Annotated in this window: 14 protein-coding genes; 8 read left to right on the top strand and 6 right to left on the bottom strand. The window is 71.6% G+C overall.

The features are described from left to right. Positions 1-254: 254 nt before the first annotated feature. On the bottom strand, positions 255-2,183 hold the full coding sequence (locus tag AC3WRM_RS11510; protein WP_492248560.1) for a TIGR03960 family B12-binding radical SAM protein: 1,929 nt from the start codon (positions 2,181-2,183) through the stop codon (positions 255-257). A 162-nt stretch (positions 2,184-2,345) separates the two neighbouring features. On the opposite strand from AC3WRM_RS11510, the gene AC3WRM_RS11505 reads away from it, so the two are divergent. The 3 genes from AC3WRM_RS11505 (at position 2,346) to AC3WRM_RS11495 (ending at position 4,988) form a co-directional block, all read left to right on the top strand. Beyond that, entirely contained in the window at positions 2,346-3,137 is a 792-nt protein-coding gene (locus tag AC3WRM_RS11505) for an aggregation-promoting factor C-terminal-like domain-containing protein (protein ID WP_492248559.1), read from the top strand. A 25-nt stretch (positions 3,138-3,162) separates the two neighbouring features. Further along, entirely contained in the window at positions 3,163-3,822 is a 660-nt protein-coding gene (locus AC3WRM_RS11500) for a hypothetical protein (protein ID WP_492248558.1), read from the top strand. A 224-nt stretch (positions 3,823-4,046) separates the two neighbouring features. Then, the gene (locus AC3WRM_RS11495; RefSeq protein WP_492248557.1) at positions 4,047-4,988 is read left to right on the top strand and encodes a hypothetical protein; all 942 of its coding nucleotides are present in this window, start codon (positions 4,047-4,049) and stop codon (positions 4,986-4,988) included. Positions 4,989-5,083: 95 nt separating this feature from the next. Here AC3WRM_RS11495 and ndk read toward each other — a convergent pair whose 3' ends face one another. Continuing rightward, positions 5,084-5,494 (bottom strand): nucleoside-diphosphate kinase, encoded by a 411-nt coding sequence (gene ndk / locus AC3WRM_RS11490; protein ID WP_253024378.1) that lies wholly within the window; start codon positions 5,492-5,494, stop codon positions 5,084-5,086. A gap of 158 nt (positions 5,495-5,652) precedes the next feature. On the opposite strand from ndk, the gene AC3WRM_RS11485 reads away from it, so the two are divergent. The 5 genes from AC3WRM_RS11485 to AC3WRM_RS11465 all read left to right on the top strand — a co-directional run bounded on the left by AC3WRM_RS11485 (position 5,653) and on the right by AC3WRM_RS11465 (position 11,677). Continuing rightward, entirely contained in the window at positions 5,653-7,338 is a 1,686-nt protein-coding gene (locus AC3WRM_RS11485) for a glycoside hydrolase family 13 protein (protein WP_492248556.1), read from the top strand. Between the two features lie 103 nt (positions 7,339-7,441). Beyond that, positions 7,442-8,755: an extracellular solute-binding protein gene (locus tag AC3WRM_RS11480; protein WP_492248555.1), complete on the top strand. Its 1,314-nt coding sequence runs from the start codon at positions 7,442-7,444 to the stop codon at positions 8,753-8,755. Beyond that, the gene (locus tag AC3WRM_RS11475) at positions 8,752-9,663 is read left to right on the top strand and encodes a carbohydrate ABC transporter permease (RefSeq protein WP_492248554.1); all 912 of its coding nucleotides are present in this window, start codon (positions 8,752-8,754) and stop codon (positions 9,661-9,663) included. The genes AC3WRM_RS11480 and AC3WRM_RS11475 overlap by 4 nt, the downstream gene beginning before the upstream one ends. Position 9,664: 1 nt before the next feature. Further along, positions 9,665-10,510: a carbohydrate ABC transporter permease gene (locus AC3WRM_RS11470; RefSeq protein ID WP_492248553.1), complete on the top strand. Its 846-nt coding sequence runs from the start codon at positions 9,665-9,667 to the stop codon at positions 10,508-10,510. Between the two features lie 3 nt (positions 10,511-10,513). Next, positions 10,514-11,677 (top strand): ABC transporter ATP-binding protein, encoded by a 1,164-nt coding sequence (locus tag AC3WRM_RS11465; protein ID WP_492248552.1) that lies wholly within the window; start codon positions 10,514-10,516, stop codon positions 11,675-11,677. 54 nt (positions 11,678-11,731) lie between these two features. Here AC3WRM_RS11465 and AC3WRM_RS11460 read toward each other — a convergent pair whose 3' ends face one another. The 4 genes from AC3WRM_RS11460 to AC3WRM_RS11445 are packed head-to-tail and all read right to left on the bottom strand — an operon-like array spanning position 11,732 to position 14,993. Further along, the gene (locus AC3WRM_RS11460) at positions 11,732-12,589 is read right to left on the bottom strand and encodes a ParB N-terminal domain-containing protein (RefSeq protein WP_492248551.1); all 858 of its coding nucleotides are present in this window, start codon (positions 12,587-12,589) and stop codon (positions 11,732-11,734) included. Next, positions 12,579-13,265 carry a metallophosphoesterase family protein gene (locus tag AC3WRM_RS11455; protein WP_492248550.1) on the bottom strand — a complete coding sequence of 229 codons (687 nt, stop codon included), beginning with the start codon at positions 13,263-13,265 and terminating at the stop codon, positions 12,579-12,581. The genes AC3WRM_RS11460 and AC3WRM_RS11455 overlap by 11 nt, the downstream gene beginning before the upstream one ends. A gap of 40 nt (positions 13,266-13,305) precedes the next feature. Next, positions 13,306-13,650, bottom strand: a complete 345-nt coding sequence (locus AC3WRM_RS11450; RefSeq protein ID WP_492248549.1) for a DUF4233 domain-containing protein — start codon at positions 13,648-13,650, stop codon at positions 13,306-13,308. Further along, a complete protein-coding gene (locus AC3WRM_RS11445; RefSeq protein WP_492248548.1) occupies positions 13,647-14,993 on the bottom strand; it encodes a bifunctional folylpolyglutamate synthase/dihydrofolate synthase in 1,347 nt (448 codons plus the stop codon). Before AC3WRM_RS11445 ends, AC3WRM_RS11450 begins: the two co-directional genes overlap by 4 nt. Positions 14,994-15,151: the final 158 nt, after the last annotated feature.

The following is a 15,151-nucleotide window of genomic DNA, read 5'->3' as shown; positions in this document are numbered from 1 at the left end:
CCAGACCGGACCCCGAGACCCGAAGCCACCCCCGGACCCGCTGCCGGTCGAGGCCCTTTCGGAGACCACCCCCAGCGTGAGCCGAGGCAGCGCACCATCAAGGACAGGCCCCCTGCGGCAGGGGACCACCAACCCCAGACCCCCTGCGGCAGCGCACCAGCAGGACGGGACCCCTGCAGCAGCGCGCCAGCAGGACGAGACCCACCGCAGCCAACGCGCCAGCAAGGTCACGACGACCGACGCGGCAAGGAAGGTCAGACCACGGTGAGCGGCAGCAGCTTCTGGCCGGTCGGTCCGATCTGGATGTCGGTGCCCATCTGGGGGCAGACGCCGCAGTCGTAGCACGGGGTCCAGCGGCAGTCCTCGATCTCGAGCGCGTCGGGGTCGAGGGCGTCCTCCCAGTCCTCCCAGAGCCACTCCTTGTCGAGGCCGGCGTCGAGGTGGTCCCACGGGAGCACCTCGTCGTGGCCGCGCTCGCGGGTGGTGTACCAGTCGAGGTCGACGGGCTGGTCGGCGAAGACCTCGGCCGCCTTCGACTCCCAGCGGTCGAAGGAGAAGTGCTCGCTCCAGCCGTCGAAGCGGCCCCCGTCGCGCCACACGGCCTCGATGACCCGACCCACGCGACGGTCTCCGCGTGACAGCAGTCCCTCGACGATGCCGGGGCGGCCGTCGTGGTAGCGGAAGCCGATCGCGCGACCGAACCGCTTGTCCGACTGCACCGACTCGCGCAGCTTGCGCAGCCGCTCGTCGGTCGTCTCGTGGTCGAGCTGGGCAGCCCACTGGAACGGCGTCTGTGGCTTCGGCACGAACCCGCCGATGCTCACCGTGCAGCGGATGTCGCGGCGGCCCGACGCCTCGCGTCCGGCCTCGATGACCTTCTTGGCGAGCACACCGATCTGGAGCACGTCCTCGTCGGTCTCGGTCGGCAGGCCGCACATGAAGTAGAGCTTCACCTGACGCCAGCCGTGCGAGTAGGCGGCGGTGACGGTGCGGATCAGGTCGTCCTCGGTGACCGCCTTGTTGATCACCTTGCGCAGCCGCTCGCTGCCGCCCTCGGGAGCGAAGGTCAGGCCCGAACGTCGGCCGTTGCGGCTGAACTCGTTCGCGAGCGTGATGTTGAAGGCGTCGACCCGCGTCGACGGCAGCGACAGCGACGTGTTGGTGCCCTCGTAGCGGTCGCCGAGCTGCTTGGCGAGGTCGCCGATCTCCGTGTGGTCGGCGCTCGACAGGCTGAGCAGCCCGACCTCCTGGTAGCCCGACTCCTTCAACCCGGTGTCGATCATCTCGCCGATGGTCTGCAGCGACCGCTCGCGCACCGGCCGGGTGATCATGCCGGCCTGGCAGAACCGGCAGCCGCGCGTGCACCCGCGGAAGATCTCCACCGAGTAGCGCTCGTGGACCGTCTCCGCCAGCGGCACGAGCGGCTTGCGCGGGTACGGCCACTGGTCGAGGTCCATCACGGTGTGCTTGCGCACCCGCCAGGGCACGCCGTCGCGGTTCGGCCGGACCGACGCGATGCGTCCGTCGTCGTGGTAGTCGACGTCGTAGAAGCGCGGCACGTAGACCCCGCCGGAGGCTGCGAGCCGCAGCAGCAGCTCGTCGCGGCCGCCCGGACGACCCTCGTCCTTCCACTCCCGCACGACCTCGCTGATGGCCAGCGCGACCTCCTCGCCGTCGCCGAGCACGGCCGCGTCGAGGAAGTCGGCCACCGGCTCGGGGTTGAAGGCGCTGTGCCCGCCGGCGAGGACGATCGGGTCGTCGTCGGTGCGGTCGGCGGCGTGCAGCGGGATGCCGGCGAGGTCGAGGGCGGTCAGCATGTTGGTGTAGCCGAGCTCGGTCGCGAAGGAGACGCCGAGCACGTCGAACGCGCGCACGGGGCGGTGCGCGTCGACCGTGAACTGCGGGATCCCGTGCTCGCGCATCACCGCCTCCATGTCGGCCTGGACGGCGTAGGTGCGCTCGGCGAGCAGCCAGTCGCGCTCGTTCAGCACCTCGTAGAGGATCTGGACGCCCTGGTTGGGCAGGCCCACCTCGTAGGCGTCGGGGTACATGAGCGCCCAGCGGACGGTGACGTCGTCCCACTCCTTCACCGTCGCGTTGAGCTCGCCGCCGACGTACTGGATCGGCTTGCCGACGGTGGGCAGGAGGGGCTCGAGACGAGGGAAGACGGACTCGACGGACATGCCCTCCAGGGTACGGGGCGAGCGGGTGCCGTCGAGACCCCGCAGGCCGCGGTCCGACGTCCCACCTGAGAGAACCTGCCGCGGCTCTCAGTCTCGGCGTCTACAGTGGAGGCTTCGTCCCGGGCCCTTCCCCGCCCCGTCCCCGAGCCTGCAGGAGAGTGTGTGCGTCACGACGAACCCGTCGACCGGTCGGGCGGTCGGCACCGGATGGCACGTCACCGCGCACCGTCGGCGTTCGAGCGCCGACGCGACCGCGCCCTCGACACCCTGGCCGACGTCACCGACGCGCTGCCCAGCAAGCGCGCCCTGTCGGCGTGCGCCGTGGGCGGCGTCGTGGTGGTCAGCGGACTGACCGCCGGTGCCCAGGCGGTGGGCTCCAGCCCCGCCGCTGCCGCGACCGAGGAGGCCGGGCTGCGCCCCGTCGCCGCGATCGCGACCCCGCTCGCCGCCGCGCAGCGGATGTCCGACGCCGTGCTCGTGCAGCAGGAGGCCGACTCGAAGGTCGACGAGCTGACGGCGAAGGCCGAGGGGCAGCGGGCCGCCAGCGAGCGGGCCGCCGACGAGGCCCGCGAGGCAGCCGCCCGCGCCGAGGCGCGTCGCAAGGCCGCCGCCGAGGCCAAGGCGGAGGCCGAGCGCCAGAAGGCGCTCGAGAACGCCGACCCCCGGACGGTCGCGCAGGCGATGCTCGCCGACTTCGGCTGGGACGCCAGCCAGTTCCAGTGCCTCGACAACATCTGGACGCAGGAGTCCGGCTGGCAGGTCGACGCCGAGAACCCCGGCTCCGGCGCCTACGGCATCCCGCAGTCCCTGCCCGGCTCGAAGATGGCGTCGGCCGGCTCCGACTGGCAGACCAACCCCGCCACGCAGATCCGGTGGGGCCTGGGCTACATCCAGGACCGCTACGGCTCCCCCTGCGAGGCGTGGTCGTTCAAGCAGGGTGCCGGCTGGTACTGAGCCGACGTCCGTAGGCTCTCCTGCCATGGGTCTGTTCAACCGGCGCAAGCCGCCGATCACGCTGTCGTACGTCCCGAAGTCGAGCGATCCTGACGCACCGGACCAGACGGTGACGCTGCGCAACGGCTCCGAGGTGGGGCTGCGCCCGATCCTGCGCTTCGTCCCGCGCGACGTGTACGGCCGCGAGCTGCCGAACGTCGAGGTCGGCACCGTGCTGGGCATCGACCGCGGCGAGGTCGTCGCCCCGCCCGGCGCGAACGCCGTCGACGTGCTGCACTTCCACGGCCAGGGCGCCCGCAACGTGCGCGGCGTCGAGGTGCACGTCGAGGCGATGGAGCAGGTCGACCTCGACGGCGTCGTCGCCCCGGTGGAGGCCGTCATGGTCGACCTCGAGGAGCGCGCGACGCTGGAGCCGGCGGAGTTCTGGGGTATCGGCCTCGTGAACCGCAACGAGGTGCCGATCAGCGTTGGCGTCACGCTGGTCGAGTACGAGGACCGGGTCGGCGACGCACCGCGTCAGGCGGTCGACGCCGTGACCCTGCAGGGCACCGTCGACATCGCGTCGCAGTCGCACGAGGTGGTCTGGCTGCCCGAGGAGGTCCGCGGACGCTTCCACGGCGTCCTCGCCCACATCGTCGTCCCCTGGGCCGGCCCCGCCGACCCGCCCCCGCTCGACCCCGCTTGACCCCGGGACGCAAGATTCTGCGTTCCTGAGCGATCCTGCGCACCGGGCCGAAGGATGCTGCGTTCACGTCCAGATCCCGTCGCGAACGCAGAAGCGTTCGAGCTCCCGCACGCGAACGCAGCATCGTGCGTGCGGTTGTGGACGCGCCGACATCGACGACACGGTCGTCCACAGGCCGCTGACACGGCTCCTCGTCACGTCGCGGAGCCGGGCAGCGTGGACCCATGGACACGGTGTTGAGCATCCGCGAGGCGGAGCACCTCTTCGGCCCATGGCCCGTGCGACGGCGCATCCGCGAGGGCGTCTGGACACGCCCGTGCCGCGGCGTCGTCGTCACGCACAACGGACCGCTGAACCAGCACGAGCGCGACCTCCTCGCGCTGGCGTCGTCGCCACCGCGCTCGGCCCTCGCCGGGGCCGCGGCGCTGCGCCACGACGGCTTCGACGCGCACGACTCGCGACACCTCGTCGTGCTGCCGTCAGGCGGTCGCCCGCCCTCCTGGCAGGGCGCGACGGCGCACTGGTCCGGCGCGCTCGGTGACGACGACGTGCACCCCGAACGCCACCCGCGGCGCACTCGACCCGCCCGGTCAGTGCTCGACGCCGCCTCGTGGCACGGCAACGAGCGGTACGCCCGTTGGATCGTGATCAGCGCCCTGCAGTCCGGGCTGGTCACGACCCGCCACCTGCGCGAGGCGCTCACCCGCCGCGGACGGTGCCGCCACCGCAGTGTCATCGTCTCGTCGATCCTCGACGCCTCGGGCGGCATCCAGTCCGTCCCGGAGCGCGACTTCGCCGCGATCTGGCGTGCGAGCGGGCTCCCGCTGGCCACCCGGCAGCAGGCGGTCCGCGGACCGAGCGGGCGCTTCTACCTCGACGTCTGGTGCGAGCAGCTGGGGTTCGGTGTGGAGGTGCACGGGATCCCGCACCTGGCCGTGGAGCAGTGGGACGTCGACCTCCTGCGCGCCAACGAGGTGGTGATCACCGGACGGCACGGCCTGACCTTCTCCTCCTACGCCGTGCGCCACCACCCGGGGAGGGTCATGGACCAGCTCGACCGCATGGCTCGGGCGCACGGCTGGGAAGGTGCGCCCGCACCTGAGCTCCTGCCCCGTCCGTCATCGTGGTCCCCGAGCCGGCGCACGATGCGGCGTTCCCGTGCCTGACGGCCGACGATGCTGCGTTCGTGTCCGGATCCCGTCACGGATGCAGCATCCTTCGGACGGCCGCACACGAACGCAGCATCGTGCGTCCTCCTGGGTCAGGCGAGGGACGGGAACCAGAGGGCGATCTCGCGGGCGGCGGACTCCTCGGAGTCCGACGCGTGGACGAGGTTCTCGCGGTTCGACAGGGAGAGGTCGCCGCGGATGGTGCCGGGGGCGGCGGCGCGGCCGTCGGTGGCGCCGTTCAGGGCACGGACGACGGCGATCGCCTCGTCGCCCTCCAGCACCAGGGAGACGAGCGGGCCCGAGGTCGCGAAGTCGCGCAGCGGCGGGTACCAGGGCTGCTCGACGTGCTCCGCGTAGTGGGCGTCGGCCTGCTCGGCGTCGATGGCGCGGTGCTCCATCGCCACGATCGTGAGGCCCTTCGCCTCGTAGCGGCGGAGGACCTCGCCGACGAGGCCACGGCGGACGGTGTCGGGCTTGAGCAGGACGAGCGTGCGCTGGGACATGCCCTCAACCTAGCGGGGCAGGGCTCCCCGACCGACCGCGGTGGCTGCGTCGGTAGCGTGGGACACGACCTCCGGCGGCGGGGGCGCGGGCGGTCACCTCGACCCGGCGTCGGCGCGACGCGTCCCCGACCGTCGACCCGCGAGCCCCGGAGGAACCCGTGAGCAACCAGCCGTGGTGGCGCCACGCCGTCATCTACCAGGTCTACCCGCGCTCGTGGGCCGACGCGGACGGCGACGGCGTCGGCGACCTGCCCGGCATCACGTCGCGCCTGGAGCACCTCACCGACCTCGGCGTCGACGCGCTGTGGCTCTCGCCCTTCTACGTCTCCCCCCAGAACGACGGGGGCTACGACGTGGCCGACTTCCGCGACGTCGACCCGCTATTCGGCACGCTGGACGACTTCGACGCCCTCGTCGCACGCGCCCACGAGCTCGGCCTGCGCGTCGTGGTCGACGTCGTGCCGAACCACACGTCGAGCGAGCACCGCTGGTTCCGCGCCGCGCTCGCCGCGGGTCCCGGCAGTCCCGAGCGCGCCCGCTACGTGTTCCGCCCGGGCCGCGGCGACGACGGCTCCGAGCCGCCGAACAACTGGCAGTCGAAGTTCGACGGCCCGGCGTGGACCCGCACGACCGACCCCGACGGCTCCCCCGGCGAGTGGTACCTGCACCTCTTCGACACCACGCAGCCCGACCTGGACTGGACCAACCCGGAGGTGCACGCCGAGCTGGAGTCGGTGCTGCGCTTCTGGCTCGACCGTGGCGTCGACGGCTTCCGCATCGACGTCGCGCACGGCCTGGTGAAGGCCGAGGGCCTGCCCGACGCCGACCTGTCCCTCGACGAGACGCGCGACCGCAGCAGCCTCCTGCCCATGTGGGACCAGCCCGGGGTGCACGACGTGTACCGCCGCTGGCGTGCGCTCGTGGAGGAGTACCGCGGCACGCAGACCGCCCTGTGGGGCGAGGACGACGACCGGATGCTGTGCGGCGAGGCGTGGGTGCAGCCCGCCGAGGCGCTCGCGGCGTACGTGCGGTCCGACGAGCTGCACCAGACGTTCAACTTCTCCTTCCTCATGACGCCCTGGCGGGCCGACGCCCTGCGCACGGCGGTCGACGACGCCCTGGCCAGCGCGGGCGCGGTCGGTGCGCCGCAGACGTGGGTGCTCTCGAACCACGACGTCGTGCGCCACGCGACACGTCTCGGTCGCTCCGACGCGACCGAGGTGGCCGAGGTGGAGGGGATCGGGCCGCGCGACGAGCAGCCCGACCCCGTCCTCGGTCTGCGCCGCGCCCGCGCGGCCACCGCGCTCATGCTCGCGCTCCCCGGCTCGGCCTACCTGTACCAGGGCGAGGAGCTGGGCCTGCCCGACCACACCCGGCTGCCCGACGAGGTGCTGCAGGACCCGACGTTCGCGCGGTCGGGCGGCACCCGCCACGGCCGCGACGGGTGCCGCGTCCCGGTGCCGTGGGCGGCCGAGGGGCCGTCCCTGGGCTTCGGCCCCGGCGAGCCCTGGCTGCCGCAGCCCGCCGTGTACGCCGACCTGGCACCCGGTCTCCAGCGCGGTGTCGAGGGCTCGACGCTCGAGCTCTACCGTCGTCTCCTGCGCGTCCGTCGCGCCCTCGGGATCGGCACCGCCACCCTCACGTGGCTGCCGGACGCCCCGGCCGGGGTGCTCGCTCTGCGGCTCCTCGACGCCGACGGCACAGCCGTCGCGGAGGTGCGCACCAACCTGTCCGACGCACCCGTCGCGCTGCCCGCCGGCGAGGTCCTCGTGACCAGCGGCGACCTCGACGACGGCCGGCTCCCGTCGGACACCACCGTGTGGACGCGGCCCGTCGGGTCCTGACCGATCGTCCCGGTCCTGGCTTGCGTCGTCGCCGACGCCCCCCTACGTTGAGGAGTCCCGTGTGGCGCCGATCACCACGGGACGAGCGAACGGGAGGCAGCTCATGACGGGCAGACGACGACGGACCGCAGCGGTGGTCGCGAGCGTCGCGCTCGGCTCCTCGCTGCTCGCCGCGTGCGGCGGGTCGAGCGGGAAGCCGACGCTGAACTGGTACATCAACCCCGACGGCCAGGACACGCTCAACCAGCTCGCCGAGCGGTGCAGCACCGACGACTACGACATCGCCATCCAGCTGCTGCCCGCCAGCGCCACCGACCAGCGCACCCAGCTCGCGCGGCGCCTCGCGGCCGGCGACGACTCGACCGACCTCATGAGCCTGGACCCGGTCTTCGTGCCGGAGTTCGCCAACGCGAAGTGGCTGAGGCCGTTCGAGGGCGAGCAGGCCGACGCGGTGCTCGACGACGACGTCCTCAAGGGCGCCGCCGAGACGGTCACCTGGAACGACCAGGTCGTCGCCGCGCCGCAGTGGGCCAACACCCAGGTGCTCTGGTACCGCAAGTCCCTCGCGCAGGCGGCGGGCCTCGACATGAGCAAGCCGGTCACGTGGGACCAGGTGATCGACGCCGCCTCCCAGGAGGGTGGCACCGTCGGGGTGCAGGCCAACAAGTACGAGGCGTACGTCGTGTGGATCAACAGCCTGATCCAGGGCGCCGGAGGCGACATCCTCGACCCGTCCACCGTCGAGGACGGTCGCGACGCCAAGGTCACCATCGACAGCCAGGCCGGCAAGGAGGCCGCTGCGGTCATCCAGAAGCTCGCGAGGTCCAAGGCCGCGCAGCCCGACCTGACGACGTCGAACGAGGGCACCAGCCTCGGCCAGATGTTCCCGCAGGAGGGTCCGGGCGAGTTCATGACCAACTGGACCTTCGTCTACAAGAACTACGAGGGACTCGTCGGCAAGCCGGGTGGGCCGGCGGACGAGGAGCAGCTGAAGGACCTCGGGTGGGCGCGCTACCCGCAGACCGTGGCGGGCGAGGAGTCCCGGCCCCCGATCGGCGGCATCGACATCGGCGTCGGCGCCTTCTCGAAGCACCCCGACTTCGCGCAGGAGGCCGCCGTGTGCGTCACCAACGCCGAGGCGCAGCGCGACCTCGCCGTCAACGAGGGACTTATGCCGGCCCGCCAGTCGGTGTACGACTCCGCGGCGCTCAAGGAGGCCTACCCGGCCGACCTGCTCGCCCTGTGGGCCGAGAGCATCGACACCGGCGGCCCCCGGCCGAAGAGCGCCTTCTACAGCCAGATCTCGAGCGCGATCCAGTCGGTCTGGCACTCGCCGCGCCAGGTCGACCCCGACACCACGCCGAAGAAGTCGGCCGACTTCCTGGGCGCCGTCCTCCGAGGGGAGGCCCTGCTGTGAGCACCTCCACCGCCACCCGCGCCTCCGACCGCAGCCGCGGCGAGAACCGGCTCGCCCTGAAGCTGGTGGCACCGGCCGTCGCACTGATGCTGCTCGTCACCGCGTTCCCGATGCTGCGCGCCCTCTACCTGTCCTTCTTCAGCTACTCGCTGACGGCACCGGACGAGCGGGAGTTCGTCGGCCTCGACAACTACGCGACGGCCCTGACCGACAGCCTGTTCTGGAGGGACACCGGCAACACCGTCTTCATCATGGTGGTGACCGTCGCGGTCGAGCTCGTCATCGGCTTCGCCTTCGCGATGGTCATGCACCGGCTGGTCTTCGCGCGCGGGCTGGTGCGCACCTCGATCCTCATCCCCTACGGCATCATCACCGTGGTCTCCGGCTTCGCCTGGCAGTTCGCGTTCTCGAACACCAACGGCTTCGTCAACAGCTGGCTGCCGTTCGTCAGCTCGGACTTCAACTGGTTCGCGAGCTACGAGAGCTCGATGGTCGCGATCATGGTGTCGGAGATCTGGAAGACGACGCCGTTCATGGCGCTGCTCCTGCTCGCCGGTCTGGCCCAGGTGCCCGAGGACATGCTCGAGGCGGCGAAGGTCGACGGCGCCACGTGGTGGCAGCGGCTGTGGAAGGTGATCCTGCCGAACATGCGGGCCGCGATCATGGTGGCGGTGCTGTTCCGCGCGCTCGACGCCTACCGCATCTTCGACAACATCTTCGTGATGACGGCGGGCGCGAACAACACGGAGTCGATCTCGTTCCTGACCTACCGGCAGGTGATCGAGCAGTTCCAGCTGGGCATCGGCTCCGCGCTCTCGGTGCTGCTGTTCCTGTCGGTGCTGGTGGTCGCCTTCCTCATCGTCAAGATCTTCCGCGTCAACCTCGCGGACGCACGGCAGGAGGCGTGAGATGAACAAGAACGCACTCACCCGCGTCGGCACGCTCGTCGGCTTCGTCCTGATCCTGCTGTGGTGCCTCCTCCCGGTGGCCTGGATCATCTCGCTGTCGTTCAAGAGCCAGGAGGCCGTCACCAACGGCAGCCCCGGGTTCTTCCCCCAGAGCGGGGGTGGCGCCGGCTGGCAGAACTACGTCGACGTCCTGCAGGACGAGCAGTTCCGTCGCGCCATCCTCAACTCCATCGGCATCTCGCTGACGGCCACGATCCTCTCGGTCGCGCTCGCGACCCTCACTGCCTACGCGGTGGCACGCCTGGAGTTCCAGGGCAAGAAGTTCGTGCTCACCACCGCGCTGGTCATCGCCATGTTCCCCGTGGTCTCGCTCGTCGGCCCGCTGTTCGACATGTGGCGCACGTTCGGCATCTACGACACCTGGATCGGCCTGATCATCCCCTACATGAGCTTCACGCTCCCCCTCGCGATCTGGACGCTGTCGGCGTTCTTCCGCGAGATCCCGTGGGAGATGGAGCAGGCCGCCCAGGTCGACGGCGCCACGTCGTGGCAGGCCTTCCGCAAGGTGATCGTCCCCCTGGCAGCCCCCGGCGTGTTCACGGCGGCGATCCTGACGTTCTTCTTCGCGTGGAACGACTTCGTCTTCGGCATCTCGCTGACGTCGACCGAACGGGCTCGCCCCATCCCCGCGGCGCTGTCGTTCTTCGTCGGCGCCGACCCGTTCAACCGGCCGGCGTCGCTGCTCGCCGCCGGTGCCGTCGTCGCCACGGTGCCGGTCATCCTCCTCGTCCTGTTCTTCCAGCGAAAGATCGTCGCGGGCCTCACCGCCGGCGCAGTGAAGGGTTGATCCATGGCCACCATCGAGATGAAGAACATCGTCAAGAAGTACGGTGACGGCTTCCCCGCGGTCAACGACGTCAGCATCGACGTCGCCGACGGCGAGTTCCTGATCCTCGTCGGCCCATCGGGCTGCGGGAAGTCGACGCTGCTGCGGATGATCGTCGGCCTGGAGGACATCACCTCCGGCGACATGGTCATCGACGGCGAGCGCGTCAACGACCTCGCCCCGCGCGACCGCAACCTGGCGATGGTGTTCCAGAACTACGCGCTCTACCCGCACCTGACGGTGTACGAGAACATCGCCTTCCCGCTGCGCCTCAAGAAGCGCCCGGAGAAGGAGATCGACGAGAAGGTCCGCCAGGCGAGCAGGACGCTCGACCTCGACGAGCACCTCGAGCGCAAGCCCGGCAACCTGTCCGGCGGCCAGCGCCAGCGCGTGGCGATGGGTCGCGCGATCGTCCGCGACGCGAAGGCGTTCCTGTTCGACGAACCGCTGTCGAACCTCGACGCGAAGCTGCGCGGCCAGATGCGCACCGAGATCGCCCGGCTGCAGAAGCAGCTCGGCATCACCACCGTCTACGTCACGCACGACCAGACCGAGGCCATGACGCTCGGCGACCGGGTGGCGGTCATGAAGCGCGGCGTGCTGCAGCAGCTGGCGTCGCCCCGCGAGCTGTACGAGCAGCCCGTCAACCTGTTCGTGGCCGGCTTCATCGGCTCCCCGCCGATGAACTTCCTGCCCGCCACCGTCGAGGACGGACAGGTCACGCTCCCGTTCGGCACGTTCCCGCTGCCCGCCGACAAGGCCGAGCGCACCGAGGGCAAGGGCCTGCTGCTCGCCGGTATCCGGCCCGAGCACTTCGAGGACGTGTCCGTGATGGCCGACGACGCGGTCGACAGCACGCGCACGTTCCAGGCGCACGTGGACGTCCGCGAGTGGTTGGGCGACCAGCAGTACGCCTACGTCCCGTACGACGCCGAGGCGCAGGTCCAGGACCAGCTGCGCGACCTCGCCCGCGAGGCCGACAGCGAGTCGCTGCGCACCCAGCTCGTCGTCTCGCTCGACGCGGCGAGCGGCGCGCAGGGCGACGACGACGTGACGCTGTTCATCGACTCCGACCGGTTGCACTTCTTCGACCCGAAGAGCGGCGAGAACCTCACCGTCGGGCTCTGACCGCGGGACTCTCGTCCTGGTGCTCCGCACCAGCGGGCCGGTCGTCGCGGCGCATCAGCGTCGCGGCGGCCGGGACCGCACGCGCACCTGACCCATGACCTCGGCGTTCCAGTCGTGCTCGCGGATGAGGCGGTAGCGCTCGCAGGCCACCCGCAGGTACGCGGCAGCCAGACGCTCCTTCGGGCCGCGGACGCCCGCGTCCTCGATCAGACGCGCGACGGGCTCGAACTCCTCGGCGTACCAGCGCGCCGCCATCGTCGGCTTGTCCATGTAGGCGCCCTCGGCGTGCATCGTCCGCGCTCCCCACGCCTCGACGGTCTCGGCGATCTCCCCGTACTGCTCGGGGTGGTCGAAGGCGATCGCGGCACGGGCCTCCCCCGTGAACGGCACGCGTTCCAGCATGAGCCTCCGCCAGTGCTTCAGCTCGAGGTCGGACCGCACGTCGACGCCCGTCGGGGTGAGGAGCGTGTCGACCGCGGTGACGCGGGCCTCGATCACCGAGTCGCCCATGCTCCGGGCGACGGACACGCGGTGGTGCCCGTCGCGCACGAAGTAGTAGTCGCCGACCTGGTACACCTCGATCGGCGGGATGACCTCGCCCCGGCGGGTGGCCAGCGCGAGCCTCTCCCAGCGCTCGCGGCTGCGCGTCGACGTCGGGCGGAAGCGTCGGTCGAAGTCGCGCTCCTTGTCCACGGACCCCACGATCGCGTCGAGCGGGATGACCTTCGTCCCGACGTAGTGCTCACCACGACGTCCGAGCGCCTCCACGACCTCGTCGAACGACAGGGACCGCACGACGTCGTCGCGGTCGTTGCGCAGCCGCGCCGCCAGGGAGGAGAGCACCTGCGCGCGTCGGGCGCGGAGGAAGTCGCTCTCGGCGTCCACCCTCGGCGAGCCGGAGTCACTGACCATCGGGACCTCCTTCGACGGCGACGCCGACCGGCCGACGGATCGGCTCGACGTCGATGAGCTGGTAGGGAATGACGTTGCGCAGCGTGGTCGGCCCGACGTGCCGGTCGGGCTTGGCCATGCCGTAGGGGTGCACGTGCCCGTGCAGGTGCCACGTCGGGCGCAGGACGTCGAGCACCTGGTGCAGCGCGTCGAAGCCCCGGTGGGGCGGGTCGTCCTCGTCGCCGAGGCCGCTCGGCGGGGAGTGCGTGAGGAGGAGGTCGACGGGCTCGTCGCCGGCGCGGCGCAGGAGCCGCCGGGCGCGTCGCGCGAACTGGCGCTGCGTGTACTGGTTCGCGCCGTGGCTGTAGCGGATGCTGCCGCCGAGGCCGGCGATGCGCAGACCGGCCGCCTCGACGACCCGGCCGTCGGCGCTCCTGCAGCCGATCGGTCGCGGGTCGGCGCGCGGCATGCCGTCGCCCGTCAGCACCGCCCGCCACCCGGTCACCCGCGTGACGACCTCCGGGTCGTGGTTGCCCGGGACGAAGACGACCGGGACGTCGAGGGCAGAGGCCAGGAACTCGAGGTAGTCCCACGGCAGGTCCCCCGTGCCGACGACCAGGTCGGGCGCGAGGCGACGCACCTGCGGGTGGTGAATCGAGTCCACCACCTCGTCGGAGACCGCGAGCACACGCACCATGGCTCCACCGTAGGCAGGTCGGGCCCGCGACGCGAGACCCTCAGGCCGGGTCCGGCCCCTCCTCGGCCCAGCGCCGCTTGTCCTCCTCGATCCGCCGGCCGAGCACGAACGCGCTGACCCACAGGAGCGCGAACATGCCGCCCACGAAGAACATGGCCGGCACGAGGAAGCCGAGCGCGACCGACGCCACCTGGATGAGGTGCCCCACGGTGTAGCCCCAGGAGCGGCGGAGCATGCCTGCGGTGAGGATGCACAGCGCGGCCAGCCCCAGCCCGAGCGGGAGCGCGGTCGACACCGGCACGTCCTCGACGGTGATCATCACCGGGGTGCTGAGCCCGAGCAGGATCGCCTCGAAGGTGAGCACCGCGGCGCACATGCCCCTCATGCGGCGCCGCCGGAAGGTCCGCCGCCGAGCAGGATGCGCGCCTCGCCGGCGGTCACGACCGAACCGATGACGAGGACGCCGCCGCTGCCGATGGCCTCCTCCATGCCCTCGCCGGTCTCGGCCATGGAGATCGCCCGGACCAGGGCGTCGTCGAGGCTGCGCACGACCGTCACGCGGTCCTCGCCGAACACCTCCTCGGCCAGCTCGCCGAGCTCCTCGGCGCGCATCGACCGGTCGAGGCTGTTCTGCGTGCACACCACGTGCGCCAGCACGGGCTCGAGCTCACGCAGCATCTCCTCGACGTCCTTGTCGGCCATGGCGCCGACGACGCCCACGAGCGGGCTGAACGTGAACGCGTCCTGCACCGTCTCGACCGCCGCCCGAACACCGTGCGGGTTGTGGGCGGAGTCGACCAGCACCGTCGGGCTGCGGCGCAGGACCTCCAGACGACCCGGCGAGGTCACCTCGCCGAAGGCGGCGCGCACGAGGTCGGCGTCGAGCTCGGCGTCGACGAACGCCTCGACCGTCGCCAACGCGACGGCAGCGTTCTGCGCCTGGTGGGCACCGTGGAGCCGCAGGAGCACGTCGTCGTAGCGCGCGTTCAGGCCCTGCAGCGAGATCTGCTGGCCGCCGACGGCGTTGAGCCGCTCGACCACGCCGAAGTCGACGCCCTCGCGCAGCACCGTGGCACCGACCTCGAGGCTGCGGCGCACGAGCACGTCGAGCACGTCGGGCTCCTGCCCGGCGAGCACCGCGTGCGAGCCGGGCTTGATGATCCCCGACTTCTCGACGGCGACCTCGGCGGCGGTGTCGCCGAGGTAGCGGGCGTGGTCGACCGCCACCGGGGTGACCACGGCGACCTTGCCGTGCGCGACGTTGGTGGCGTCCCACGAGCCGCCCATGCCCACCTCGACGACGGCGGCGTCGACCGGCGCGTCGGCGAACGCGGCGAACGCCATGGCGACGGTCAGCTCGAAGAACGAGACCGGGTGCGGCTGGCTGTCGTCGACGACCTGCGCGTAGGCGGCGACGTCGGCGAACGCCTCGACGAACTGCTCCTCGGTGAGCGGCTCGCCGTCGAGGCTGATGCGCTCCGTCATGCTCTGCAGGTGCGGGCTGGTGAACCGGCCGGTGCGCAGGTCGAGCGCGCGCAGCAGGGCGTCGACCATGCGCGCGGTCGACGACTTGCCGTTGGTGCCGGTGAGGTGCACGACGGGGTAGGCGTCCTGCGGGTCGCCGAGCAGGCGGCAGAGTGCGGTGATGCGCTCGAGCGAGGGCTCGAGCCTGGTCTCGGGCCAGCGGCCCAGGAGGGCGGCCTCGACCTCGGCGTAGGTGGGGTTCATCGCCGCCAGTATCCCAGGCGGGCCCGCACCCGCGTCGGTCGGCGCAGGTGCCCACCCCCGACACCGGACCAGGGTTGTCACCCATTCCCCCGGACACCCGGTGTCCGCCATGCTGGTCCCGCCGCGACGAGCGTCGCGCGGAGGGTCGAGGAGGTTCC

The sequence above is a fragment of the Aeromicrobium sp. EU05-FHT14F07 genome, from assembly GCF_058790455.1.
Note: the sequence above shows the minus strand (reverse complement) of the source record. Positions and strands in the feature narration are given on the sequence as shown.